This window comes from Hymenobacter sp. R533113, from assembly GCF_056835965.1.
Genome location: NZ_JAKWBD010000016.1, coordinates 248,141 through 273,977 on the forward strand (window position 1 = coordinate 248,141; position 25,837 = coordinate 273,977).

The 25,837-nt window shown below is 56.9% G+C and carries 17 protein-coding genes and 2 pseudogenes; 10 read left to right on the forward strand and 9 right to left on the reverse strand.

From position 1 onward, the window contains the following. Positions 1-2,421, reverse strand: coding sequence for an alpha-ketoacid dehydrogenase subunit alpha/beta (locus MKZ35_RS22935; RefSeq protein WP_482515533.1), 2,421 nt, complete (start codon positions 2,419-2,421; stop codon positions 1-3). Between the two features lie 317 nt (positions 2,422-2,738). On the opposite strand from MKZ35_RS22935, the gene MKZ35_RS22940 reads away from it, so the two are divergent. The 4 genes from MKZ35_RS22940 (at position 2,739) to MKZ35_RS22955 (ending at position 7,538) form a co-directional block, all read left to right on the forward strand. Continuing rightward, positions 2,739-3,428, forward strand: coding sequence for a DUF1573 domain-containing protein (locus tag MKZ35_RS22940; protein ID WP_482515534.1), 690 nt, complete (start codon positions 2,739-2,741; stop codon positions 3,426-3,428). Between the two features lie 164 nt (positions 3,429-3,592). After that, on the forward strand, positions 3,593-4,738 hold the full coding sequence (ald, locus tag MKZ35_RS22945; RefSeq protein WP_482515535.1) for an alanine dehydrogenase: 1,146 nt from the start codon (positions 3,593-3,595) through the stop codon (positions 4,736-4,738). Between the two features lie 267 nt (positions 4,739-5,005). Then, on the forward strand, positions 5,006-5,608 hold the full coding sequence (locus tag MKZ35_RS22950) for an SMI1/KNR4 family protein (protein WP_482515536.1): 603 nt from the start codon (positions 5,006-5,008) through the stop codon (positions 5,606-5,608). 10 nt (positions 5,609-5,618) lie between these two features. Beyond that, entirely contained in the window at positions 5,619-7,538 is a 1,920-nt protein-coding gene (locus MKZ35_RS22955) for an LTA synthase family protein (RefSeq protein ID WP_482515537.1), read from the forward strand. Positions 7,539-7,672: 134 nt separating this feature from the next. Here the strand turns inward: MKZ35_RS22955 and MKZ35_RS22960 are convergent, their stop codons facing one another. Then, a complete protein-coding gene (locus tag MKZ35_RS22960) occupies positions 7,673-8,137 on the reverse strand; it encodes a type I restriction enzyme HsdR N-terminal domain-containing protein (protein ID WP_482515538.1) in 465 nt (154 codons plus the stop codon). 246 nt (positions 8,138-8,383) lie between these two features. Here MKZ35_RS22960 and MKZ35_RS22965 point away from each other — a divergent pair. Then, positions 8,384-9,156: pseudogene (locus MKZ35_RS22965) on the forward strand (AMP nucleosidase). 211 nt (positions 9,157-9,367) lie between these two features. Continuing rightward, positions 9,368-11,032: an amidohydrolase gene (locus tag MKZ35_RS22970; RefSeq protein ID WP_482515539.1), complete on the forward strand. Its 1,665-nt coding sequence runs from the start codon at positions 9,368-9,370 to the stop codon at positions 11,030-11,032. A gap of 89 nt (positions 11,033-11,121) precedes the next feature. Here MKZ35_RS22970 and MKZ35_RS22975 read toward each other — a convergent pair whose 3' ends face one another. From MKZ35_RS22975 to MKZ35_RS23005, 7 genes are all read right to left on the reverse strand, one after another. Further along, complete coding sequence (locus MKZ35_RS22975; protein ID WP_482515540.1) at positions 11,122-11,640, reverse strand: DinB family protein; 519 nt, start codon at positions 11,638-11,640, stop codon at positions 11,122-11,124. Between the two features lie 169 nt (positions 11,641-11,809). Then, on the reverse strand, positions 11,810-13,192 hold the full coding sequence (locus MKZ35_RS22980; RefSeq protein WP_482515541.1) for an MFS transporter: 1,383 nt from the start codon (positions 13,190-13,192) through the stop codon (positions 11,810-11,812). 68 nt (positions 13,193-13,260) lie between these two features. Further along, positions 13,261-13,923 carry a nucleotidyltransferase family protein gene (locus MKZ35_RS22985; RefSeq protein WP_482515542.1) on the reverse strand — a complete coding sequence of 221 codons (663 nt, stop codon included), beginning with the start codon at positions 13,921-13,923 and terminating at the stop codon, positions 13,261-13,263. Then, positions 13,908-15,101, reverse strand: a complete 1,194-nt coding sequence (locus tag MKZ35_RS22990; RefSeq protein ID WP_482515543.1) for an XdhC family protein — start codon at positions 15,099-15,101, stop codon at positions 13,908-13,910. Before MKZ35_RS22990 ends, MKZ35_RS22985 begins: the two co-directional genes overlap by 16 nt. Positions 15,102-15,446: 345 nt before the next feature. After that, on the reverse strand, positions 15,447-16,469 hold the full coding sequence (locus MKZ35_RS22995) for an FAD binding domain-containing protein (protein WP_482515544.1): 1,023 nt from the start codon (positions 16,467-16,469) through the stop codon (positions 15,447-15,449). A 51-nt stretch (positions 16,470-16,520) separates the two neighbouring features. After that, on the reverse strand, positions 16,521-19,019 hold the full coding sequence (locus tag MKZ35_RS23000; protein ID WP_482515545.1) for a xanthine dehydrogenase family protein molybdopterin-binding subunit: 2,499 nt from the start codon (positions 19,017-19,019) through the stop codon (positions 16,521-16,523). 3 nt (positions 19,020-19,022) lie between these two features. Further along, the gene (locus MKZ35_RS23005) at positions 19,023-19,694 is read right to left on the reverse strand and encodes a (2Fe-2S)-binding protein (RefSeq protein ID WP_482515546.1); all 672 of its coding nucleotides are present in this window, start codon (positions 19,692-19,694) and stop codon (positions 19,023-19,025) included. A 760-nt stretch (positions 19,695-20,454) separates the two neighbouring features. On the opposite strand from MKZ35_RS23005, the gene dinB reads away from it, so the two are divergent. The 4 genes and pseudogenes from dinB to MKZ35_RS23025 all read left to right on the forward strand — a co-directional run bounded on the left by dinB (position 20,455) and on the right by MKZ35_RS23025 (position 25,790). Further along, positions 20,455-21,492 carry a DNA polymerase IV gene (dinB, locus tag MKZ35_RS23010; RefSeq protein WP_482515625.1) on the forward strand — a complete coding sequence of 346 codons (1,038 nt, stop codon included), beginning with the start codon at positions 20,455-20,457 and terminating at the stop codon, positions 21,490-21,492. A gap of 496 nt (positions 21,493-21,988) precedes the next feature. After that, positions 21,989-23,052 (forward strand): annotated as a pseudogene (locus MKZ35_RS23015) (aldose epimerase family protein). Between the two features lie 282 nt (positions 23,053-23,334). After that, a complete protein-coding gene (locus MKZ35_RS23020) occupies positions 23,335-25,092 on the forward strand; it encodes a ribulokinase (RefSeq protein WP_482515547.1) in 1,758 nt (585 codons plus the stop codon). Beyond that, on the forward strand, positions 25,089-25,790 hold the full coding sequence (locus MKZ35_RS23025) for an L-ribulose-5-phosphate 4-epimerase (protein ID WP_482515548.1): 702 nt from the start codon (positions 25,089-25,091) through the stop codon (positions 25,788-25,790). The genes MKZ35_RS23020 and MKZ35_RS23025 overlap by 4 nt, the downstream gene beginning before the upstream one ends. Positions 25,791-25,837 lie beyond the last annotated feature (47 nt).

The window sequence follows — 25,837 nt, forward strand, 5'->3', positions numbered from 1 at the left end:
TCAATAAATTGACGGGAAACGCTTAGGGTCAGAATCTTGCATTATCTCGTACACGGTATCGAATACGTCTTCGGCGTTGGGCTTGCTGAAGTAGTCGCCATCGGAGCCGTAGGGCGGGCGGTGGGGCTGGGCCGCGAGGCACCGCGGCTGCGAATCGAGCAAGCGGTAGGCCTGCTGATCGTCGAGCACGTGCTGCATTATATAAGCCGTGGCGCCGCCGGGCACATCTTCATCAGCGAAAAGCACGCGGCTGGTTTTGCGGATGCTGTCGGCAATAACATGCTGCAAGTCGAAAGGCAGCAGCGTTTGCACGTCTATCACCTCCACCGAGATACCCACTTCGCTCAATTGCTTGGCCGCATCCAGCACGATTCGGCACATAGAGCCATAGGTTACGATGGTCACGTCGGTGCCGGCCTGCAATACTTCGGGCACTCCAAGCGGCAACGTAAACTCGCCTACGTTCTGCGGAATGCGCTCCTTCAGACGGTAACCGTTCAGCGGTTCAATAACCAAGGCTGGCTCATCGCTGCGCAACAAAGTATTATAGAAGCCGGCAGCCTGGGTCATGTTGCGAGGCACGCACACATGCATACCCCGAATGCTGTTCAGAATCATACCAATGGGCGAGCCGCTGTGCCAGATACCCTCCAGTCGGTGCCCGCGGGTGCGCACGATAAGCGGCGCCTTTTGGCCGCCCTTGGTGCGGTATTGCAAGCACGCCACATCATCCGACAAAATCTGGATGGCATAGAGCAAATAATCGAGGTATTGAATCTCGGTAATGGGTCGCAGGCCGCGCATGGCCGCGCCGATGCCCTGCCCTACAATGGTGCACTCGCGAATGCCGGTATCGGTCACGCGCAACTCCCCAAACTTATCTTGCAAGCCGGCAAAAGCCTGGTTCACATCACCAATGCGGCCGACATCCTCGCCGATGGCAAAAATGGTGGGGTCACGGCGGAAGTTAGCATCGAAGCAAGCCTGTAACACCTCGCGGGCATCAACTTGGGGGGCATTTTCGGCAAATTTGACTGGCTCAACAGCAATGTTCAGAGCTGCTTGCTCGCTTTGGCTATAGAGATAAGAATTGTAGCGGTCGGCGTTTTCGGCCAGCGCCTGATCCAGCCAATTGGTTAGCTCGCGGCGGCTGGCGGAGCGCGGCTGGTCGCGGGTGAAGCGCAGGGCCTTGCGAACGGTGCGCACCAGGTCGGCGCGGATGGGTGTGGGGTCGTGCTGCAAATGCTCCACCATTTCGTGCAGAGTATTTTGGCGGCCGGTTTCGTTTACCAGCTTTTCCAACAATACCACTACCTCGTCGCGTTCCTGCTTGATCGGGTTGAAAAAAGCCCCCCAGGCGGCAGTACGCGCTTCGCGCACGGTGTTCTTCGCTTCGTTTTCCAGCTGGTCAAGCTCCTCGCTGGTAGCGTATTCTTCGGAGAGCAGCCACTCACGCATTTTGAGCAGGCAGTCGTGCTCCTCCTCCCAGGTCAGGCGGTCTTTGGTTTTGTAGCGCTCGTGCGAGCCGGATGTGCTATGCCCTTGCGGCTGCGTTACTTCCGTCACGTGAATGAGTACAGGCACGTGCTCGCGGCGGCACACGTCGGCGGCCCGCTGATACGTGTCGAGCAGGGTAGGATAATCCCAGCCGCGTACCACAAAAATCTCAAATCCTTGCTCACCAGGCGCGTCGCGCTGGAGGCCGCTCAGAATAGCGCTGATACTTTGTTTACAGGTCTGATATTCAGCGGGAACGGAGATACCATAATGGTCATCCCACACCGACATGAGCATCGGAATTTGTAGGACACCGGCGGCATTCAGCGCCTCAAAAAACATTCCCTCCGAAGTGCTGGCGTTGCCAATGGTACCGAAAGCCACCTCATTACCATTCACGCTGAATTGGGTCAGGTCATGCAGCTCTGGATTTTGGCGGTACAGCTTGGAGGCATAAGCAAGGCCCACCAAGCGCGGCATCTGCGAAGCCGTCGGCGACACGTCGGCCGAGGAGTTTTTCAGCTCCGCCAGATTCTTAAAGTTACCGTCTTCGTCGAGCAGGCGGGTGGCGAAGTGGCCATTCATGGCCCGACCACCCGTGGCGGGCTCCGCTTCTACATCGGGGTGGGCGTAGAGTTGAGCGAAATACTGCTGCAACGTCAGTTCGCCGGCGGCCATCATAAAGGTCTGGTCACGGTAGTAGCCCGAGCGAAAGTCGCCGGGCTGAAACACGCGGGCCATAGCCAGCTGAGGCAGCTCTTTGCCGTCGCCAAAAATGCCAAATTTGGCCTTGCCCATGAATACTTCCTTCCGCCCGGCCAAGGAGGCGTGGCGGCTTTCCCAGCCCAGGCGATAATCGTGGAGCAGGTCTTCTTTGCTGAGGGTGGCCAGGGTGGCGGCTAGTGCAGATTCGGCAGTGGACATAGAGAAGAGTAGAAATAAAGCTGGTAGCGCCGATCAATAGAACTGGGGGTTTCGACGGACGGCGCACAAAAGTACATATTTGGGCGCGATACCGACTAAATGCCCCCTAAGCCCCCCTACGAGGCCGGTAGCTTTTTGTCTATCTTTGGTGTATCCCGAAGCGGTGCTTCGGACTCCAAATGACCGAAGTACCGCTTCGGGATACATTCTAATCGTTATCGTTTTATGAAAAACCTTGCCTCTCCCCTGTTCAGCCTGGCTTTGCTGCTGCTTTGCTTTTCAGCCCAAGCCCAAGGCATAATGACTTTGAGAAAGAGATGCACGATTTCGGCAATGTGCCCGAGGGCACGATGGCCACCCACGAATTCAGGTTTAAAAACACGGGTAATCAGCCCATCGTGATTGCCGGCGTGCAGGCCTCCTGCGGCTGCACCACGCCCGACTGGACCAAGACGCCTGTGCTGCCCGGCAAATCAGGAGTGGTGAAAGCCGTGTACAGCAGTGCTGGTCGCCCCGGCGTGTTCAACAAAACGGTGACTGTCACCAGCAATTCCAGCACGCCCAATACCACCTTGACAATCAAAGGCACAGTAGTAGGCGCGGAAGAAATGAGGGCCAGTCTGACCCCTGCTCAAAAAGCGTTAGCGCCGCGCCTCGTGCTCGACCGCACCACCCACGACTTCGGTAAGATGGAAGCCGGGCAGCAGCCTTCTGCTCGCTTCACGGTGAAAAATACGGGCAAGCAGGACCTGGTACTTGGGATGATTACTTCGCCCTGCAACTGTGTAGGCTATAAAAAAGCCCCCCAACCGATTAAGCCCGGCCAAAGCGCGGTGATTGAAGTGCAGTACGCCCAGCGCCAAATTGGGCAGATGACGGATGTCGCCACGCTGAACTCTAACACTGTAGAGGGCACTACCAAGCTTACTATCAAGGCCAATGTGGTGCGCGATTTGAACGCGGCCAGCATGGTAAAAGAGAGCACAATGGCTGTGCCGTTTAAGTAGCGCGAACTTTAGCATTTGGCAGTTCGCGTATCGTTGAACAAAAATGCCCCCCAGCCATCTTTGTTCAACGATACGCGAACTGAAAGTTCGCGCTACCCCTCACATTGCCTATCTTTGCGGCCGTTTTCACCCCCTCGTCTTCCACCCATCTTCACTTCTCTGCCATGATCATCGGCGTACCGAAAGAAATCAAGAACAACGAAAACCGCGTGGGCCTGACGCCCGCCGGCGTAGCCGAGCTGCGCAAGCACAACCACACCATCTATGTGCAGGCTACCGCCGGCTTGGGCAGTGGTTTTCAGGACGCCGAATACAAAGAAGCCGGAGCATTGATCCTCGCTACCATCGAGGAAGTATATGCTCAGGCTGAGATGATCGTGAAAGTGAAGGAGCCGATTAAGGAAGAGTACAGCCTGATCAAAGAAGGTCAGCTGCTGTTCACTTACTTCCACTTTGCCAGCGGCGAGGAGCTAACTCACGCCATGGTTGAGCGCAAAGCGGTGTGCCTGGCTTACGAGACCGTGGAGCTGCCCAACCGTGCCCTGCCCCTGCTCATTCCGATGAGCGAAGTGGCCGGCCGTATGGCTCCGCAGGAAGGCGCAAAGTACTTAGAGAAGCCGCTCAAAGGCCGCGGCATTCTGCTGGGCGGCGTGCCCGGCGTGAAGCCCGCCAACGTGCTGGTACTAGGTGGTGGCATCGTGGGTACGCAGGCGGCGAAAGTGGCTGCTGGCCTCGGTGCCCAGGTAACCATCATGGATATCAACCTGAACCGTCTGCGTGAGCTTGATGACTTCATGCCCAAGAACGTGGTGACGCAGTATTCCAACGAGTACAACATTCGCGAAGCCATCAAAACCGTTGACCTCGTAGTTGGTGCAGTACTGATTCCGGGAGCAAAAGCCCCCCACCTCATCACCCGCGACATGCTCAAGACCATGCGCCCCGGCACAGTGCTCGTGGACGTGGCCGTGGACCAGGGCGGCTGCATCGAAACCTGCAAGCCTACTACTCACGAAGATCCGACCTTCATCATCGACGACATCGTGCACTACTGCGTGGCCAACATGCCCGGCGCGGTGCCTTATACCTCTACCCTGGCTTTGACCAACGCCACGCTGCCCTACGCCGTGCGCCTGGCCAACCTAGGCTGGCAGGAAGCCTGCCGCCGCGACTCAGCCCTGCGCCTGGGCCTGAACGTGGTGAACGGCGACGTGGTATACCAAGGCGTAGCCGAAGCCTGGAACCTGCCGCTGGTGAGCGTTGACACTGTATTGGCAACGAAAAAAACACGCGAAGTTCTTTCTCTATAAACCTCATTGGCTGGAGTAGAGCTATATTGTTGTTTAAACAATTAAAAAGCCCTCCTGACCAAGTCAGGAGGGCTTTTTAATGTAACGCGAAGCGGTGCTTCGCCTCGCCTTGAGTCATTGTTGACCGCACGATGCAACGCAAGACCTCCGCGTATTGCTGTAATTGGCAGAAAATGCCCCCCAACGCATTAGGCAACGAGCACAGCTTCGCTTCATATTACAGCCAGCGGCTCCAACAAAACGCGAACTAAAAGTTCGCGCTACTACATGAAAGGAATTATCTATACCGGCGAGGCAATCACCGACCACAAGCTGCTGGCCATGCTGCCCAAGGAACTGCAGGCGTTTCTGCGGAAGCACAATGGGGTGGTAGCGTACTTCGGCGGCTTGCACATTCGGGGCTGCAGCGCTGAGCCGGTTTGGCACTCGCTGCGGGAGGCGTGGCAAGGCGAGCAAGCCCTGCAGAAAACCTACGACACGGTCCTGAAGAATGACATTCCGTTTGCCCAGGATTGCGTGGGCAATCAGTTTTTGCTGCGCCAGGGTGAAGTCGTTTTTCTTGATACGGAAACCGGGGAAATAGCCCCGTTGGAGGTTGATTTCAAGCACTTTCTGATTGGTGCTGAGAAATATCCGGTCGATGCGCTGGGACTGGAGCCGCTGCGGCGCTGGCAGTACCAGGGCGGCATGCTGGAGCCTGGTCAGCTGCTACATGTGTATCCGCCGGTATGCATTGCCGCCGACACCGATAAAGCCACCGTAGTGCCGGTTTCTGCCCCTAAACGCCTGGCTTTTTTAGCTGATTTATACCAGCAAATCAAGCACTTGCCCGACGGCCAAGCGCTTACCATAAAGCCGCTTCAGAATTAGGTTTCACCGAATGCCGTCTTCTCTTTTGCGTTTGCTGCTCCGCCGTTTCGCTCTCTTGCTGGGCGTGTATGTGCTGCTGCGCGCGGGCTTTTACTGGGCCAATCAGGCAGTGTTTCGGGAAGCGTCGGGCACGGAGGTAACGTGGGCTTTCTGGCACGGCTTCCGGTTCGATATAGCGGCGCTGTTGCTCCTAAACATCCCGTTCCTGCTGCTGTCTTTGGTGCCACGGTTTGATAAAGGCTGGCAACGCTTTTTGCGCGGCGTTTATCTTACCCTGAATGCGACGGGTATGGCGCTCAATATTATTGACAGCCAATACTTTAAATTCATTGGGCGGCGCACCACCGACGAGCTGTTCACCATCACCAGCGACATTCAGCGGCAGGCGGGCCAGCTGGCTTTTCACTACTGGTTTCTAGTGCCGCCGTTCGTGGTTGTGTTTGGGCTGCTCTGGTATTTCTACCCTATGCCGACGGCTTCAGATTTGCCCCCCAGCCCGGCAAAAGGCCCACTGCAACGCCGCCTGATTCGGCCGATGCTGGAGGTGGTATTGGTTGCGGCGCTGGTCGTGACTGGCATTCGGGGTGGCTTGCAGCTCAAGCCCTTACGCACGGGACATGCCTTTGTGCAGGTGCCGCCGGTGCTGGGACATTTGGCCCTAAATAGCACCTTTACCTTTCTACGTAGTCTGGGCTATCAGCCCGTGGAGCGGCGCACGTATTTTCAGTCTGACGCGCAGTTACGGCAGGCGTTAACACCTCGCAGGCCCGCCGCCGACTCCAGCGCCCCGCGCGACAACGTGGTTATCCTGCTGCTGGAAAGCTTTTCCTCTGAGTACACCGGCATCGAAAACGGCGGCCGCGGCTACACGCCTTTCTTTGATTCGTTGGCTGCTGGGGGGCTTTTTTTCCGCGACCATTATGCCAATGGGCGACGTTCCATTGAGGCGCTGCCCGCCGTGCTGGCTGGTATGCCGGCTTTAATGGAAAGTCCGTTTATCACGTCTAATTTTCAAACGAATGAATTGCATGGCCTGGGTGAATTGCTGGGCCGGCAGGGATACGCTACGTCGGTGTTTCATGGGGCTGAGAACGGCACAATGGGCTTTAATACGTTCGCCGGCATGGTGGGTGTGCAGCAGTATTTTGGGCTAAATGAATATCCCGGCGGAGCCGAAAGCCCTGATTACGATGGGCATTGGGGCATCTTTGACGAGCCTTACTTGCAGTACTTCGCTCAGCAACTCAACCAGCAAAAGCAACCTTTCTTCTCCACCGTTTTCACGCTCACTTCCCACGAGCCGTTTCCGGTGCCGGCGAAGTATAAAAACCGCTTCACGCCAGGCAAATTGCCCATTCATGCCTCCATCGGCTACACTGATTTCGCGCTCCGTCAGTTTTTCAAAACGGCCGCCAAACAGCCCTGGTACCAGAACACGCTCTTTATTCTACTGGCAGATCACACGTCACAGACGCTTACACCCGAGTATCAAAACACCTTAGGCAGCTACAAAACGCCCCTTCTTCTTTTCCATCCGGGCCGAAAATTGCCCCCCGCCAACACAAGCCGCATCACCCAGCAGGCCGATGTGCCGGCTACCGTTCTGGACTATCTGGGTTTGCCCCCCAATGGCAAGCTGCTACCCTTCGGCTACTCCGTATTCGACACAGTGGCCAACGGCCGCGCCCTGTTTTTAACGGGTGGCTCCTACTACCTCGTCCACAGGGATTACGTCACGGAGTTAACGGCCAATGACCAGGTACGCCTCTACCCTTACCAACGGCATAATTTGCCCCCCACGCCGGTCAAAAACGCTGTCGAAGCCCAACAATACGGCCAGGAGCTACGGGCCAGCGTGCAGTTTCTGACGAATGGATTGCTGGACAACTCGTTGTATAAATTGCCTGAGCAACAGCTCCAGAGCCCATAATCACCCCTCGAAACGGTGTAGAGACGCAATACTTTGCGTCTCGTCGTGGCGGTCAATGAACGACCAGAAGCGCATAATTTAGTCATAACAACCTCAGCAACGACGAGAAGCAAAGTATTGCGTCTCTACACCGTTCAGCTTATCAGTTCAAGCGCCTGCACATAAGCCGGTATTTCCGCCAGGCGCTGATTGCTTTTTTGAGTAAAGTTTACCAACCAGCAATAATGCTGTAGTCCGTTGGTTAGCAGCAGGAAAGGGGCCCCAACCGTTTGGTTGTAGGTGGTAACCTGATGTGCTACGGCAGCCGTGATGGGCACCGTGGCAGCCTTACACTCTACCAATAAAAGCGGCGCACCACCGGGCCCGAAAGCGCAGATATCGGTGCGTTTCTGGCGTTGGTTGTAGGCGTGGCCGCGCTCCAGGCTGAGCAAGCCGCGCGGGTAGCCCAAATGCCCCGTGAGGTAGTGCACGACGTGCTGACGCACCCACTCCTCGGGCGTGAGCACCACATTTTTGCGGCGCAATACGTCCCATATCAGGGAGTTTGCGCCCGATTTTGTAAGTTTGTACTCGAAAGGCGGCAGGTCGAGAGCTTGCATCACCTCCAAAGGTACGGCCCGGAATCACTGCTTCCGCTTTTCATCCGCTGTACCGTCGTTCGAAAGTGCGACGGTTTTTTATTTTTAAACGGCGCTCCCTCATCAGAACGTCATGCAGAGCAACGCGAAGCATCTCGCGTGTCTAGTTGAATTACTACTACAACGACTGCCCGCGAGATGCTTCGCGTTGCTCTGCATGACGTTCTGATAACAAAAATTTAACCCTCAACTATTTAACCCCACCCTATGAAGGACAAATCCGCGATAGTGGAGAACTGGCTGCCGCGCTATACCGGCGTGCCGCTCAAGGAGTTTGGGCAGTATATTCTGCTTACCAACTTTATCAATTACGTGAACATGTTCGCCGAGCAGTTCGACGTGGAAGTGCGCGGTTTGGATAAGCCCATGCAGTCGGCGACAGCCAACGGCATCACGATTATCAACTTCGGCATGGGGTCGCCCATGGCTGCCACGGTCATGGATTTGCTGTCGGCCATCAAGCCCAAAGCGGCGCTGTTTCTGGGCAAATGCGGCGGCCTGAAGAGCAAAACCAAGCTCGGCGACCTGATTCTGCCCATCGCGGCTATTCGCGGCGAGGGTACTTCCGATGACTATCTGCCTCCGGAAATCCCGGCCCTCCCTCCTTCCGTTTGCAGCGGGCCGTGTCGTCGATGATTAAGAAGCACGAAAAGGACTACTGGACTGGCACCGTGTACACCACCAACCGCCGCGTGTGGGAGCACGATGAGGCCTTTAAGGAATATCTGCGCCAGATTCGGGCCATGGCCGTGGACATGGAAACGGCCACCATTTTCGTGGTGGGCTTTATCAATGAGATTCCCCACGGCGCCCTGCTGCTGGTGAGCGACAACCCCATGACGCCCGAGGGTGTAAAAACGGCCGAAAGCGACTCAAAAGTGACGCTCGGCTACGTGCACACGCACCTGCAGATCGGCATTGATTCGCTGATGGAGCTGAAAAGCTCAGGCGAATCGGTGAAGCATATGCGGTTTGAGTAAAAGCCATCAGGGCTTCCTGATTCGAAAGTAGAAGTACAAACAGAACGTCATGCTGAGCTTGTCGAAGCATCTCTACTGCAATGCTACCCCGTTTGGTTAGCATTGCAGTAGAGATGCTTCGACAAGCTCAGCATGACGTTCTGCTTTAGAGCTGGGCTTAAGAAAAACAAATTTTCACTGCGCATTTTGCGGTGTGCCTTAACTTGCCCTTATGATTCGACTCTTACGCCCGATTTTTTATTTGATGCCGCTGCTAGCTGCGTTCAGCAGCTGTCAAAATGCCCCCCAGCAGCAAGCCACAGATCTGGTAGTGTACAACGCCACCGTGTACACCGTCGATTCGGCGTTTTCCAAGGCGCAGGCCTTTGCGGTGCAGGATGGCAAGTTTCTGGCTGTCGGGGCGGCTAATGAGATACGGCAGAAGTATAAGGGCAAGCAGGAAGTCGACGCTGGGGGGCAATTTATCTACCCTGGATTCTACGATGCTCACTGCCACTTTTACCGCTATGCGCTGGGCCTGCGTGACGCTGATCTGGTAGGCACTACTTCCTGGGGCGATGTGGTGAGCACCTTGCAACGGCAACGCCAGCAGTACCCGCAGGCCGCGTGGCTTACTGGCCGCGGCTGGGACCAGAACGACTGGCCAACGAAGCAGTTTCCGACCAAAGACACATTGGATAAGCTGTTTCCCAACGTGCCCGTGCTCATCACCCGCGTAGATGGCCACGCCGCCATCGTGAATCAGAAAGCGTTAGACTTGGCCGGCATTACGACCCGCACACCCATCAGCGGCGGCGTTATTGGCCGCGATGCTGTGGGGGAATTAACTGGTTTGTTGGTAGATAACGCCGTGGATCTGGTGTCGGCTAAAATACCTGAGCCTTCCGCTGCCGAAGCCAACGCCGCGCTGCTACAAGCGCAGCAGCTGTGCGTAGCAGTGGGCCTCACCAGCCTCGCCGATGCGGGCCTCGACAAAGCCAACATCGATCAGCTAGCTGCTCTGCAGAAGCAAGGGAAGCTGAAGCTGCGCTTGTATACGATGCTGAATCCCACGGCCGCCAACAAAGAATTCTACTTCAAAAATGGCCCCATGGAAACGGATCGTCTCACGGTGCGCTCGTTCAAAGTGTACGCCGATGGAGCTTTGGGTTCGCGCGGGGCCTGTTTGGTTGAGCCTTATCAGGACCGGCCCAAGGAAACGGGCTTTCTGCTTTCTACCGAAAAGGAATACCGCGCATTGGCTAAAGAAATTGCGGCCAGCAAGTTTCAAATGAACACCCACGCCATCGGCGACTCGGCCAACCGCATTATTCTCAACATCTACGGCGAGGCGCTGAAGGGCCAGAAAGACCGGCGGTGGCGCATTGAGCACGCGCAGGTAATCACGCCGGCCGATATGGGTAAGTTCGGGCAGTTTGGCATCGTGCCTTCCGTGCAGCCCACCCACGCCACCTCCGACATGTATTGGGCTGGCGAGCGGCTCGGGTCGGAGCGCGTAAAAACGGCCTATGCTTTTGAAGAATTGCGCAAGCAATACGGGCAAGTGGCCCTGGGCAGCGACTTTCCCGTGGAAGATATCAACCCGCTTTTTGGCTTCCATTCTGCCGTTGCTCGTCAGGATGCGAAGAACTACCCAGAAGGCGGCTTCCAACCCGAAAACGCCCTTTCCCGCCCCGACGCCCTGCGTGGCATGACCACCTGGGCGGCCCACGCTGCCTTCGAGGACAAGCAAAAAGGCAGTATTCAGCCCGGTATGGCCGCCGATTTTGTGTTGCTGAATAAAGACCTGCTCACGGCCCCCGCACCAGAGCTGCGTGGTGCTCAGGTGCAGCAAACCTGGATAGCCGGCGAGCAAGTATTTTCAGTGAAGAAGTGAGATATGAGAAGCGAGAAGTGAGACTTGGTTCAGCTAAGTATATCTAGAACCAAGTCTCACTTCTCGCTTCTCATATCTCACTTCTGATTCTATCCCCAGCCTTGCTCATCGGCGCTGGGGCCGTACATGGCCGGCACCGGAATATCGAGCAGGCGCAGGTACACGCTAAGCTGGCCACGGTGGTGAATGCTGTGGTTCAGACCCATAATGCGCAGGGCGGCTCCTTTGGGGCGCTCCATAAACACCTGGTCGCCGGCGTGCAGCTTAAATGGGTGCGTGAGCTTCTCGTCGTCGGACTCGCTCAGGGCTTTGCGCAACGTAGCCGAGTACTCATCGAAGCGGGCCAGCAGCTCCTCTTTGGATGTTGGTGTGGGGCCCGGCTTCGGGGCGTTTTTGTCGAGGAAGTCGCGCGAATCGTGCTGCACGAAAAGAGTTTTGAACGCCAGCAGGTTCACCACGTGTGATGCCAGCTGTACCAGCTTCATGCTCTTCGGATGAGGCTGGTAATCGGCCTTCTCGAAGGGTACCCGCTCCAATATTTTGCGGGTAGTCATCAACTCATGATCAAGCTCGGCGAGGATATTTTGCTGGAGAGAAGAAGTGTGCATGGGGTAGATTTCAGAAAAAAGAAGTTTGAATACAACAGGTGGAGACGCGTATTCGCGCCTGCCGTTGAACCGGAAGTCAGTGCAGTTAAGGATTGGGGCTGTGTCAGCTGAGCAACCTCAGCAAACGGAAGTCAGCGAAGCTAACGACGAGACGCAATATCTTGCGTTTCTACAGCGCGGCTGGTTTTAGTTCGCTTGGTTCAGCGGCAGCATCGGGGCGCAGGTTCTGTCCGCGCATCCTGAACAGGAAAATCAAGCCCAGAATAAAGAACACGATGAGGGCCAGAATGCTGTTGCGCATGCTCCCCGTAACCTGGGAAATAATGCCAAAAACGGCCGTTCCAATAACAATACTGAGCTTTTCAGTGACGTCGAAAAAGCTGAAGTAGGAAGCCGTATCAGGCGTGTTTTCGGGGATAATTTTGGAGTACGTGGAGCGTGATAATGACTGGATGCCGCCCATGGTCAGGCCAATGACGGAGGCCAGCGCGTAGAAGCTCCACCCGGCCTGCACGAAGTAGCCCGCCACGCAAATCAGCGCCCAAATGGCCACCGACCAGCTCAGGGCCCGCGTGTTGCCAATGGCTTCCGACAGGCGAGCAAACAAATAAGCCCCCAGAATAGCCACTACCTGCAAAAGCAGAATGGTGATAATCAGCGCCTGCGACTCCAGCTTAAGGACTTTATCGCCGAAAACCGTGGCCACGTACATCACCGTTTGCACGCCCATGTTATAAGTAAAATAGGCCAGCAAGAAGCGCTTGAGCATGGGCAATTGCTTAATCTGCTGCCATACATTGCTCAATTCGTGGAAGCCATTGAGCAGGAAGTTGCCCTGAGCGGCGGGCAGGTGGTCGGGGCGGCCAGTGTCAGCGGGCAGGCGCGAGAGGGCAAACTGGCCAAAAATGGCCCACCATAACCCCGTAAACAGGAACGAGATGCGCGGCGGCAACGCTTTATTGGCGGGGTCTATACCGACAAGATCGGGCTTCAGCACAATTATCAAGCTCAATACCAGCAGAATAACGCTACCGACATAGCCCAAAGAGAACCCCTTAGCCGAGAGCCTATCGTACTGGTCCTCGGTGGCAATAAGGGGCAGATACGAGTTGTAAAACACAATGCTGCCCGCCCAGCCAATCGTGGCCAGCATCAGCAGTCCTACCGACAGCACGAAGGTTTCCTGGGTAAAGAAGAACAAGCCCGCGCACGAGGCCGCTCCCAGAAAGCAGAAGAACCGCAGAAACAGCTTCTTGCGGCCTGAGAAGTCGGCAATAGCGGTGAGAATGGGGCTCAGCGCGGCAATGATGAGGAACGACGCGGAAATGGCGTAGGTGTACAGCGAGGAACCCGGCAGGCTGAAGCCCAGGAAGTTAACCATATCCTGGCCCTGTTCATTGACGGCCACCGAGCCGTAATAAATCGGAAAAATGGTGCTGGTAATCACCAGCGGGTACACCGAGTTGGCCCAGTCGTACATGGCCCAACCATTGGTAATGCGCGGGTTGTTCTTCTCGACTTGGGCCGAAGTAGCCACGGCAGCTTGCTGCATACAAACAAGAAATGAAAGTGGTAGTGAGCAAGATAACGGGTTTTCGCGCAGTCCCGGTGAAGCTGTTGTTAAGCTTGCGAATCTGAATCCTTAGCGTCTTCCTTACCTATGTCATTTTCCAGCAAAGATGCGTACTGCGCAGGCGTATCCACATCAAAAATGCCCCCCGGAAACGGCACGCTGCCTACGGAACTGCCGTAGCTGGCAATAAGATGACGCGCACCTTCCGCGTCACCCAATTGGCGTAGCGCAGGCAGCGTATCGGCACTGAAAACAGCCGGCACACCCAGCGTGCCGCCGTAGGCAGCGGCCACCACCTGCGCCTGACTCGTTTGCTGCTGCTCGATTAGTGTCAGCAATAACGCAGGCGTAACGAATGGCTGGTCGCAGAGCATGATGAGCACGCCTGAGGAAGACTGGGGTGCTTTTTCCAGAGCCGCCAGCCCCGCCCGAATAGAGGAGCCCATGCCCGCAGCCCAATCAGGATTGTGGGTAATGAGAAAAGGCAAATCCTTGACTTCCGCAATTAATGGCTCGTGCAAAGCGCCCGTAACCAGCACCAGCGGCTGGCAGCCCGCAGCTACGGCCGTTTCGGCGGCGCGGCGCACTAAAGTTTGGCCCTGGAAGTGTAATAATTGCTTGGCTTGCCCCATACGGGCCGACGAGCCAGCGGCTAACAGGATGAGGGCAACGGGCGTTGCCGTAGCGAGAGTGTTTAACTCAGCGAGCATGAGGCCGAAACCGTTGTATTTACCCTTTGAGCGAGGGCAGAGCTCAGCACAGGTATCTGCTCATGGATGGGGCCATCAATCTGGTGCAAAAAGCCCCCCGCACGTCCCCTGAGCACCGCCTGCATCTCAGCCACAATAGACAGCGCGATTTCTTCCGCCGTTTCGGCTCCAATATTTAAGCCGACGGGGCTATATAAGCGCGGCACGAGTTGCTGATTTGGCTGCCAACCCTGCGCCTCCAGCTCCGCCAGTAGCCGATCGGCCTTTTTGCGCGGCCCCAACAAACCGATATACGGCGTGACCGTGGGCAGCAAGTAGCGCAACGCCGCCAGATCATAATGATAATTGTGGGTCATGAGCAGGGCAAACTGCTGGCTGGGGGGCAAATCGGCGAGCTGGTCGAAGCCTAGCACGCGCGCTTCTTCCGCCTCCGGAAATCGGGTGGTGGTTGCTTGCCCTGGCCGGCCATCTACTACGCGCACCCGCCAGCCCAGGCCAGCGGCCAGGCGCACCAGCGGCTGCACATCGTTGCCGGCCCCAAATACCGTAACACGCACGGGCGGCTGTATTACTTCCAGAAACACCCGCAGCGTACCGGCCTCAGTATTATAGTCGGCGGTGGCGGACTGGCCGCTTTGCAGGGTTTGTTGCGCATGCTCCTGCAGTTGGACGACCACAGCACTTTCCATAGCCAGGCTGCCGTGGCTGGTGCCGTCGCGTAGCAAAAGTAGTCGCTCGCCTACTCGCACGTTGGTACCAGTGGTTAGGCTAAAAGCTGTCACCAAAACTCCCCGTTGCTCCTGACTGGTACAGATGCGTAATAATTCCACTGGATTGGCAGGGTCTAAAAAATTCAGCGGCTCAAGTAAAATCTGAATTAAGCCCTGGCACCCCAGACTCGCGCCGTGCTCTACATCTTCCTCCTCATCCATAGAGTCGTAGGTGACGAGGGCCGGCTGGTGGCGGGCAATAGATTGGCGGGCCCGACGACGGGCATCACCTTCCAGGCAGCCCCCACTAATGGCGCCTGTTAGCTGTCCATCTTCCGTCACTAGCATCCGAGCGCCCGGCCGCCGATACGCCGAGCCGGTAACGTGTACAACTGTAGCCAGCGCGCAGGAGTTGCCCGCCGCGCGGTGGGCATCATAAGTGGCAAGTAACTGGCGTATCTCGCCCATAATTAACGATTCTTCTTTCTATTCCTCGTCTGGGGCCTCGTAGCAACTGCGCCCCAGGCAGCACTCTGTGGCCTCTGCTACATCATCATCGGGCCCGAAGGATTCCATTGTACGCAAACACCAGCAAGTAGAGGTCATTTCATCGACTAAAAGCCAAGGCTGCTCACCCCCTTCACTGGTTCCTAAGCCGGTTTTGCTGCGCAAAAAACGACAGATCCCAGCGTGGGCTTCGAGGTGAATGGGGATGTAAGTGGGCATGCAATTAGGAGAGCCAGTGGACTCGCAAGGGTAGCTCTGTATAACTGGGAAGAAAGAATGCCAGGGGATGAAGCTTAAAATCGGTGCTTATGCTTCAGCAGCCTTCAAAATGGCTCGCTTTACGATGGCAGCGAAAATCGGAACCTTGTATGCGTTTTGCTCTAGCGGCGTGGCTCCTGTAGTTGCCGCCTGGCCGGCGGTGCGGGCTGTTTCTTCCGTGATGGGCTTACCGACTAAAGCTGCTTCCGCAGCGGTTGCACGCAGCGGTACGGGAGCGGCCGCCCCTAGCACAATACTGGCTTTTGTGCACAAGCCATTTTGCTGCTCTAGCACTACAGCCACGTCGGCCAGGGCCCAGTCGTAACTTTCGCGCTCCCCAAATTTGATGTACCAGGAACTAGTGCCAGCAGCTGGTGCCGGTAGCAGAACGTCCGTAATCAATTCATTGGGCTGAATGGAATTTTCGCGCTTCACGTCTTTTTCCGGAGTCACGAAGAACTGCTCCAGCGGTACGTGCCGACTACCCTGCGGACCAGTAAGCTCTACCTGGGCCCCAAAGGCTACCAAAGCAGTGCTGATGCTGGAGCCGTGTACCGCTGAACAAGTCTGATTGCCTACAATGGCGTGATACTTACTCTCGGCGCCCGGCTGATTAGCGAAGCAAATGGTGCCTCCTTTTTTCAAGCACTTGAAGTTTTCGTTGCGGAAATACCAACAGTGGGGGCGTTGCATAATATTGCCCCCTAGCGTAGCGGCGTTGCGCACCTGGGGCGTAGCGGCGTGGCTGGCTGCTTCAGTAAGAGCCCGGTAGCCTTTTTGCAGCTCGCTGGCCCCCTCTAGTTGAGCCAGCGTAACCAAAGCGCCCAGGTGAGTACCATCCTTGCCTGCCGCCCGAATAGTATCCAGCTTTGGCAGGTTGCCAATGCCCACAATACGGCCCGGCGCCAGTACATGTTCCTTCATCAGGTCCAGCACATCGACGCCGCCGGCTTTGAAGATAGTGGCCGACTCCGGCATGGCATTCACCAGCATAGCATCGGCTACGGGCGTAGTTTGCTGACTGGTAGCCTGCTTAACGCTCGTGGCGTCGGTCCATTGAAAAGCGTTCATCGTGCTCGTAGTTAAGTAGGCGACAGCCGGTAGTACCGGCTAGCGGTTCAGCTATACTTTACCCAGTTTCTGTTTTGGTTCGGCCAGCGCGTTCAAGATGCGCTGAGGCGTAATGGGCAGCTCCCGGATACGCACCCCAATGGCATTATACACAGCGTTGGCCACGGCCGCTGCGGTAGCTACGTTCGCCGATTCGGCAATACCCAGCGCATCAGTCGAGCTGGTGGCCGTGTACTCCTCTACCATAATGATGTCGATCTGTGGCACTTCGCGGGAGCCCAAAATCTTGTATTGGTCGAGGTTGGCATTCATCATGTGGCCGTAGTTGCGGTCGAGATGGCGGTTCTCGTACAGCGCCCAGCTGATGCCCTGCAAAATTCCCCCGTTGATCTGGCTTTCGAGAGCCAATGGGTTGAGGGGCCGGCCACAGTCATGCGCGCCGACGACACGCTCCACTTTCACGTAGCCAGTCTCCGTATCTACGCTTACTTCCACAAACTGAATCCCGCCCGATTGCCCGAAAGAAACACCAGGCCGGAAGAAGCCGCCGTAGTCATCCTTACGCTTTTCAGTGGCTGACACCTGCTGCGTAGGTAGCTTTTGGGCTGCTTCACGGAAGCTCAGGCTTTTACCAGCGTTGCCTTTAACCACAATTTTGCCCCCCACAAAGGCCAGCTCGCTCGGAGCTACACCCAACGTAGGTGCGGCGGCGGCCAACAGCTTTTGGCCTACTTTATAGGCGGCCGTACGGGCCGGCGGCGTAATGGAACCTGTGGTTTTGCTCCCACCCGAGCCAGGACCAGGCGGATAATTGGTGTCGCCGATGCGCACGGTAACGTCGGTGGGTTGCAGGCCCAATTCTTCGGCGACCACCTGAGCCAGCACGGTACGAATACCCGTGCCCAGGTCCTGCACACTCGACATGATTTCCACGGAGCCATCCTGGTGCAGGCGCACTTCACAAGACGAATCCATATCAATAAAACGCCCCCACTCCGACTGCGCTGCTCCCATGCCGCGCTTCACCACGCCGGGCGAAGCACCGGGCGCCTGGCGCTTGCCCCAGCCGAAACGCTCGGCGCCTACGCGCCGCTGCTCGCGGCGCATTTCGCTCTTATCAATTTTGTCGCGCAGAGCTAACGCATCCATACCCACTTTCTCGGCCAGCTCATCGATGAGTTGCTCTAGCGCAAATGCTCCTTGCGGCGCACCAGGCGCGCGGAAGGCCGCCCCCGGACCAGCATTGGTAAGCACGTCGTACTGCTCCCCCTTAAAGTTGGGGTTGGTCAGATACATGGTTTCGGCAATCCAGCCCACGCCGGCACCCAGCCCCACACCAGCGGTACCATAGCTGGTAAGCTGCATGGCAGTGAGCGTACCGTCTTTTTTGGCTCCAATACGCAGATTTTGCACCGAGTTGGGTCGGTTGCCGACTGCTATGTGCTCTTCCCGCCGATCCAGCATAATGCGCACGGGCAGCCCGGTTTTTTTGGACAAGTGCGTAGCAGCTACGCCATAGTTGCCAGCGCCATATTTAGCCCCAAAACCGCCGCCCATAAATTCAGTAATTACGCGTACCTGAGTTTTGGGTAGTTTAAATAGCTCGGCCATTTCACTGCGCGCCCCGGCGGTGTCCTGAGTGGAGAGGTAAACGGTCAGGCCATCGGGGCGGTAATCGGCTACCATGCCGTGGGTTTCCAGCGGAGCATGGGTTTGCACTTGGGTTCTGAACTCGCCCTCTACAATGATTTCAGCCTCTTTGAAGCCTTTTTCTACGTTGCCGCGCGCGCCGCCAAACATACTCTTGGTGCTTGGGCCGCGCACGTTGCCCTTCTGCGGCAGGCCGCCGGCAGCGCCACCTCCTCCTCCGCTTTCTTCCATGCTCACTTGTTTGCCCCCGTACACCAGCGGTGCGTCGGGTTTGCGAGCCTCATCTAGGTCAGTAACGAAAGGCAGCAACTCATACTCTACTTTAATAAGCCGGGCGGCCTCATCGGCAGCTTGTTGGGTAGTAGCAGCTACGGCCGCAATGGGCTGCCCGACGTAGCGCACCTTCGGAAATTTGCCCCCCGTAGACTCTACTTTCGGATTTTTGTGGTTTGGGTCGCGCTCAATGGCCGAGCCGACCACCGTCTCAATAAGATAAACTGCTTTCACGCCAGGGTAACGTTCGGCGGCGCTGGTATCCACGCCCTTTATAGTGGCATGCGGGTGGGGTGCACGATACATACGACCATACAGCATACCCGGCAGGTTGATGTCGTAGGTATACTTGGCCTGCCCAGTCACTTTCAACTGCGCATCCAGCCGCCGCGTACGCTTGCCTAGCACGTTCAGCTTGTCATTCACGGCTAATACCGGCGGCTCATCGGCGGGCACCTCGCGAGTAATAGTCTTCAGGCTGACACCCGGAATGCCCACTGGCATAGTCAGCGCCTGCGTGGCGGCCGGTGCGGCCGACCCGATGGCCGGCGCAGCCAGCGCGGCGGCCAGGGCCGCGAACTTACCCTCCTTCTTCGCCGACTTTTTGCGTTTGCGGTAGCTGGCCATAGCTTATCCTTTGGCGGCCTGAGCCTGGGTTTGAGAGTAGGCAATACCAGCGGCAGCCAGCGTGGCCTCAAATACTTTGGGGTAAGTGCCACAGCGGCACAGGTTGCCGCTCGTGGCCGTTTTCACGTCGTCGAGCGTGGGCTTGGAGTTGCGTTGCAACAAGTTGGCGCAGCTCATCACCATGCCCGGCGTGCAAAATCCGCACATGGTCGCATCGTGGGCCGCAAATGCTTCCTGTACCGGGTGCAGCTTGCCGTTTTTGGCCAGGCCCTCAATAGTCGTTATTTCTCGCTTGCCTACTTCAATGGCCAGGGTCATGCAGGAATTGACGGGAGTATTATCCAGCCACACGGTGCAGGCCGAACAAGCACCACGGTCGCAGACGACTTTGGTGCCCGTCAGGTTCAGCTCGTTGCGCAGCACTTCGGCCAGCGTCTGGCGGGGCTCAATAGCGACTTTCTTCTTGTCGCCGTTGATCTTGAGCGTAGTTGCCGTGCGGCCGGGTCCTACCGTATCGGGAGCGGGTGCAGCTTCTGCCTCGGCCAGGCCGGCAATGCCGCTGGTCATCAGCACACCTCCGGCTGCCGTGATACCAGCGCCTTTCAGGAAGCCACGCCGCGACAAGCCCCGGTTCGTGCTGTCGCCTTGTTCAGGATTCTCTTCAGAATTTTTCATCTAGCGGATAAATAGAAAATGCTTGCTTTACTCTTGAGCTACAGTCGCTGGGGGGCTTTTTTTATCAGGCTGAATACTACAATGGTTAAGCAGCAACGGCTGAGCTTACCATACGCAGCTTCAGCAGCTATGACTAACTGAGGGTTACGCGGGCGTGTCGTTCTGGCGGTGGCCTCAGTGACTAACTGATGTTACGCGGCAACTGCACCTCTGCCTCAGAAAGAAGCTATTGCTGCTTCAGGAAACATCCTTTCCAAGCAATCGACTAATATGCCGCGTAACATCAGTGACTAACTCATGTTACGCACGACTTGCTGCTGCGCTTCAAAAAGCGGCTTTTGCTACGCTCAGAAACAGCCTTACCGACTAATGGATGCAGTTGCTGCGTAACATCAGTGACTAAGATAACCAGATCAATTCAAAAAAGACTTACTGCCTGACCCAAAAGTCAGTTTAAAATATCAATCCCCGGTAAAGCCTGGTCATGTGGGCAGGAGTTACCGGGGTTATCCAGGAGTTAAATAGCTAGAGGTAGGGAGTGTCCAGAGCTAGGAGTTAGCGCTAAAAGCCAGAAAACCAGCTTCCCTCCTCAGCTGATTCCAACCACTCCCCAACTCGCATTTGCTAGCGTTAATTTGCCCCCCAGATAAGTTCAGGGTGCAGGCGCTGGCACCTCCGCGAGTGGGCAGTATCTTCGTGGTAGCAGAGAACCGCAGCCGTGGAGCCCCAACCCGAACACCGCAAAATCATTCACCTCGACATGGATGCGTTTTACGCCTCCGTGGAGCAGCGCGATAATCCCGCGTTGCGCGGCCGGCCCGTGGCCGTGGGTGGGTCGCGGCAGCGGGGCGTGGTAGCCGCCGCCAGCTACGAAGCGCGCGAGTTTGGCGTGCGCTCGGCTATGGCCTCGTCGGTGGCGCTGCGCAAATGCCCGGAGCTGGTATTCGTCAAGCCGCGCTTTGAGGTGTATAAAGCCGTGTCACGGCAGATACGCGCCATCTTCGCCGAGTACACGCCGCTTATTGAGCCTGTTTCCCTTGATGAAGCATACCTTGATGTAACCCAAAACCTCAAGCAGATAGCGTCGGCTACGCAGGTGGCCCAGCAGATACGGGCCGCTATTCTGGCCGAAACGCAGCTTACGGCTTCGGCGGGCATCTCTTACAATAAGTTTCTGGCCAAGCTGGCCTCCGACTACCGCAAGCCAAACGGGCAATTCGTCATCCGGCCGCACCAGGGCCTGGCATTGGTAGAAACGTTGGCTGTGGGGCATTTTCACGGTATTGGCCCCGTCACGGCGGCGCGCATGAATCAGTTGGGCATCTTCACCGGCCTCGATTTGCGCCAGCAAACGGAGGCGTTTTTACGACAGAACTTCGGCAAGGCGGGTGGCTACTACTATTCAATTGCCCGCGCCCAGGACCACCGCCCCGTGGTAGCCGACCGGGTTCGGAAGTCTATCGGCTCCGAAACTACGTTCGAGCAGGACCTGACCAGCTATGATGAATTGACGGCAGGAATTGCCCCCTGCCTGGAATCCGTGTGGGCTTACTGTGAGCGCACCGACACCAGAGGCCGCACAGTGACCGTGAAAGTAAAATATGCCGACTTCCAGCAGGTCACGCGCAGCCGCACAGCCCTCACTGGCGTCGAGGGAAAAGCCATGCTCGAACAAATCAGCTTGGAATTGCTGACCGGATTGCTACCCCTGACTCAGGGCGTACGGCTGCTGGGAGTCTCCTTATCAAATCTGAATATGGAGGAAGTTGCCGGCCGCCAGCTGACCTTACTTTTTTAGAATTCAACGGATGTACTTGAATGGGTAACGGCAATAGAACTCTACGGCGCCGGGCAACGACAAATACAAGATCACCGATGCGCTGGGCGGCCTGGCAGCCAATGTATCGGGCTGCTCGCCAGACGCTGGGGCCAAGCCGCAGGGGTCTGCAAGTACCGGCTTGGCGTGTCAGCGCTTCCGCTTTGAGCAGGCCAATAGCACCGTTACTCCTGGACTAATTGCCCCAAGATATTCACCTCTGATTATTTAGTAGTAAACTGACACCCTGGTAACGCTACTTGCTGAACCGTTTTTCTATTCTCTCTTTGACCTTCCTCCCACGGTTTTTGACCACTTAAAGCCCTTTTTTTCTGCTATGACCTCTTTTTCCCGTATCTCTTCGCTAGGCGGAAACCTGGCCAGTGTGCTGCTTCTGGTAGCCTGCAACCAGCAACCCGCCAGCGAAAACGCCAGCTCCGGCGCTGCCACTGACTCCACCCAAACAGCCTCCACCGCTATGACCCCAACCGCTACTTCCTTCGGCAAGACGACCGACGGGACGGAAGTCCAACTCTACACGCTCACCAACGCCCACGGCCTGCAAGCCAAAATCACCAACTACGGTGGTACGCTTACTAGCCTGATAATGCCGGATAAAAGCGGTAAGCTGGGTGACATCGTGCTGGGCTTCGACAACGTGAGCGGCTACCAGAGTCCGGAGTACGTGAAGTCGGGTCCTTATTTCGGGGCCTTGATCGGGCGCTACGGCAACCGCATCAAGGGGGCAAATTTACCCTGGATGGCAAAGAGTATACGCTGGCTACCAACAACGGCCCCAACCACCTGCACGGGGGCATAAAAGGCTTCGATAAAGTAGTGTGGCAAGCCAAGCCCGGCAACTCCGCCGACGGCCAAAACCTGACGCTGACTTATAGCAGCAAAGACGGCGAGGAAGGCTACCCCGGCAACCTCAATGTGCAGGTAGTGTACACGCTCACCAACGACGACGCGCTCCGCATCGACTATACGGCCACCACGGATAAGGCTACGCCCGTCAACCTCACCAACCATAGCTACTTTAACCTCAACCACGGCACGGCCAAGGATATTCTCAGTCATCAGGTGACGCTCAATGCCGACCGCTACACGGTAGTGGATGCCAGCCTGATTCCGACGGGCGAGTTGCGCCCTGTAACCGGCACTCCTTTCGACTTCACTACTCCCCACGCCATCGGTGAGCGGATTGGGCAGGTAGAAGGCGGCTACGACCACAACTGGGTACTGAAAGCAACCGGTGGTCCCAACACCATGCACGAAGCGGCAATGGTGTACGAGCCCACCTCGGGCCGCACGATGACCATCAGCACCGACCAGCCCGGCGTACAGTTTTATACCGGCAACTTCCTCGATGGCACCCTCACGGGCAAAGGCGGCACCAAGTACGTTAAAAACGCTGGTTTCTGCCTGGAAACCCAGCATTTCCCCGATTCGCCTAACCAGTCCAAGTTCCCCACTACCATTCTGAAGCCGGGCGAAACCATGCGCTCGTCTACGGTGCATCAGTTTGGCGTGCGCAAATAAACGCTGCGCTTAATGAAGATTGAAGAATGAGCAATGAAGAATTGAGGTCAACTGCTAGAGCGATTTCGGAGCCAGTGGACAGGATGTAGCGCGCAGCTTCCGCTTCGCGTATCGTTGTATAATCGCTAAAAAGCCCCCTGAGCTGCTCAACTAGGCGCGAAGCAGAAGCTGCGCGCTACATCGGCCCGCCGGGCTGTACAGCGACTTCGAAACTGCTCTAACTCCTGGTTACTCACTCTTCATTGCTCATGCTTACATTACTAATTATTAATTAACCATACCGTGCAAGATTCTCCATCCGTTGATTCCGGAGCGGATGCCTACGTTATCGGGGTCGATTATGGCACCGATTCCGTGCGCGCCTTGCTGGTAGATGCCCGTACCGGTGCCGAGGTGGCCCAGGCCGTGCATTATTATGCCCGCTGGAAAAAGCTGCTCTACTGCAAGCCCGCCCGCAACCAGTTTCGCCAGCACCCGCTGGATTATATCGAAGGACTGGAAACCACTGTTCGTCAGGTAGCTCAGAAGGTCCCCGCCGAGCAGATAGTAGGCATTGCGGTGGACACAACGGGCTCTACGCCCTGCGCCGTTGACAAGCACGGCACTGCCCTGGCCATGACACCCGGCTTTGAGGAAAATCCTAACGCCATGTTCGTGCTCTGGAAAGACCACACGGCCCTGGCCGAAGCCGCCGAAATAAACCACAAAGCCCGCACCTGGGGCGGCGAAGACTACACCAAGTACGAAGGCGGCATCTATTCCTCGGAGTGGTTTTGGGCGAAGATCATGCATGTGGTTCGCGAGGACGAGGCCGTAGCCAAAGCCGCCCACTCCTGGATGGAGCACTGCGACTGGGTGACGCTACAACTCACGGGGGGCAATTTGCCTGACTTTAGGCGCAGCCGCTGCGCCGCCGGCCACAAAGCGCTGTGGCATGAGAGCTGGGGCGGCCTGCCGCTGGAGCAGTTTATCGTGCATCTGGAGCCCAAGCTGACTTACCTTCGCGGGCACCTGTATCAAGATACATTCACTGCTGACCAACCCGCCGGCAACCTCTCGGCTGAGTGGGCTGAGCGTCTGGGCCTAACCACGAATACAGTAGTAGCGGTCGGCTCGTTTGATGCCCACGCGGGCGCCGTAGCCGGCGAGATTGAGGCCTATTCCATGGTAAAAGTGATGGGCACTTCCACCTGCGACATCGTAGTAGCGCCCACCGCCGAAGTAGGCAACAGGCTGGTGCAAGGCATTTGTGGTCAGGTAGATGGCTCCGTGATTCCGGGCATGCTAGGTCTGGAAGCGGGCCAGTCAGCCTTTGGCGATTTGCTGGCCTGGTTCCGGCAGATTATTGAGTGGCCGCTGCTCACGCTATTGCCGCGGTCGAAGGTGCTCACGCCCGAGCAGCAGGAAGCCCTGCGTGAAGAAATGAGCGACCAGCTGCTGGTTGAGCTGACCAAAGCTGCCGCCGAGGTTGACCCCGAGGAGTCGTCCGTGTTGGCGCTGGACTGGGTAAACGGGCGCCGTACCCCGGACGCTAACCAAGCTCTGAAAGGCGCCATCATGGGCCTGACGATGGGCACAAATGCCCCCCAGATATTCCGGGCGCTGGTAGAAGCCATCTGCTACGGCTCCAAGCAAATTGTGGAGCGCTTCGAGCAGGAAGGCATTCCGATTAAGCAGGTAATTGGCATCGGTGGCGTGGCCAAAAAGTCGCAGTTCGTAATGCAAACGCTAGCCGACGTGCTCGACCGCCCCATCAAGATTGCGACCTCCGAGCAGGCGCCGGCTCTGGGCTCAGCGATGTACGCGGCCGTTGCGGCCGGTGTACACCCTGATGTCCTGACTGCCCAACGCGTGATGGGCAGCGGCTTTGCCGAAACCTATCATCCCAACCCCGCCCGCGTGGCCGACTACCAGCGTCGCTACGCCCAGTACCAGGCCTTGGGTCAATTTGTAGAATCCAGGACGCTGGGGGGCAAAAATGAAGCACCCGATTTTACCGAATCCCGAGACGCTGAACCCGCCATAAACACTACCGCATGAGCCAGTACCAGGATTTGAAACAGGCCTGCTATGAGGCCAACATACAGTTGCCCAAGCTGGGGCTGGTGCTGTTCACCTTCGGCAACGCCAGCGTGGTCGACCGGGAACGGGGCATATTTGCCATCAAGCCAAGTGGCGTACCCTATGACACCTTGCGGCCCGACGACATTGTGATTATGAGTCTGGGGGGCAAAGTGGTGGAAGGCGACAAGCGGCCTTCGTCGGATACGAAAACCCACGCCGTGCTGTTCAACCACTGGGACCATATTGGCGGCATTGTGCACACGCATTCCACCTATGCCACTTCTTGGGCACAGGCCCAACTGGATATTCCCATTATCGGCACCACCCACGCCGACCACCTCTCCACCGACATTCCTTGCGCGCCGCCCATGACCGACGCCATGATTGCCGGCGACTACGAGCACCAGACCGGCTGGCAGATTCTTAACGAGTTTCAACGCCGCGGCCTCTCTCCTACTAAGGTGGAAATGGTATTGCTCAGCAACCACGCGCCTTTTACCTGGGGCAAAACCGTGGAGAAAGCCGTGTACAACAGCGCGGTGCTGGAAGAAGTAGCCCGCATGGCTTACCTCAGCCGCACCCTGCGCCCCGATGCCCCGCGCCTGAAAGACGCCTTGATTCAGAAACACTACGACCGAAAACACGGCGTGAATTCATACTACGGGCAGTCATAAGCGTCCGCCCAAAAAATCAGAACGTCATGCAGAGCGTAGCGAAGCAT

Coding starts and splice junctions, on each gene's coding strand:
- MKZ35_RS22935 (WP_482515533.1), bottom strand. CDS start 2,421: ATGTCCACTGCCGAATCTGCACTAGCCGCCACCCTGGCCACCCTCAGC.
- MKZ35_RS22940 (WP_482515534.1), top strand. CDS start 2,739: ATGCACGATTTCGGCAATGTGCCCGAGGGCACGATGGCCACCCACGAA.
- ald (WP_482515535.1), top strand. CDS start 3,593: ATGATCATCGGCGTACCGAAAGAAATCAAGAACAACGAAAACCGCGTG.
- MKZ35_RS22950 (WP_482515536.1), top strand. CDS start 5,006: ATGAAAGGAATTATCTATACCGGCGAGGCAATCACCGACCACAAGCTG.
- MKZ35_RS22955 (WP_482515537.1), top strand. CDS start 5,619: ATGCCGTCTTCTCTTTTGCGTTTGCTGCTCCGCCGTTTCGCTCTCTTG.
- MKZ35_RS22960 (WP_482515538.1), bottom strand. CDS start 8,137: ATGCAAGCTCTCGACCTGCCGCCTTTCGAGTACAAACTTACAAAATCG.
- MKZ35_RS22970 (WP_482515539.1), top strand. CDS start 9,368: ATGATTCGACTCTTACGCCCGATTTTTTATTTGATGCCGCTGCTAGCT.
- MKZ35_RS22975 (WP_482515540.1), bottom strand. CDS start 11,640: ATGCACACTTCTTCTCTCCAGCAAAATATCCTCGCCGAGCTTGATCAT.
- MKZ35_RS22980 (WP_482515541.1), bottom strand. CDS start 13,192: ATGCAGCAAGCTGCCGTGGCTACTTCGGCCCAAGTCGAGAAGAACAAC.
- MKZ35_RS22985 (WP_482515542.1), bottom strand. CDS start 13,923: ATGCTCGCTGAGTTAAACACTCTCGCTACGGCAACGCCCGTTGCCCTC.
- MKZ35_RS22990 (WP_482515543.1), bottom strand. CDS start 15,101: ATGGGCGAGATACGCCAGTTACTTGCCACTTATGATGCCCACCGCGCG.
- MKZ35_RS22995 (WP_482515544.1), bottom strand. CDS start 16,469: ATGAACGCTTTTCAATGGACCGACGCCACGAGCGTTAAGCAGGCTACC.
- MKZ35_RS23000 (WP_482515545.1), bottom strand. CDS start 19,019: ATGGCCAGCTACCGCAAACGCAAAAAGTCGGCGAAGAAGGAGGGTAAG.
- MKZ35_RS23005 (WP_482515546.1), bottom strand. CDS start 19,694: ATGAAAAATTCTGAAGAGAATCCTGAACAAGGCGACAGCACGAACCGG.
- dinB (WP_482515625.1), top strand. CDS start 20,455: ATGGATGCGTTTTACGCCTCCGTGGAGCAGCGCGATAATCCCGCGTTG.
- MKZ35_RS23025 (WP_482515548.1), top strand. CDS start 25,089: ATGAGCCAGTACCAGGATTTGAAACAGGCCTGCTATGAGGCCAACATA.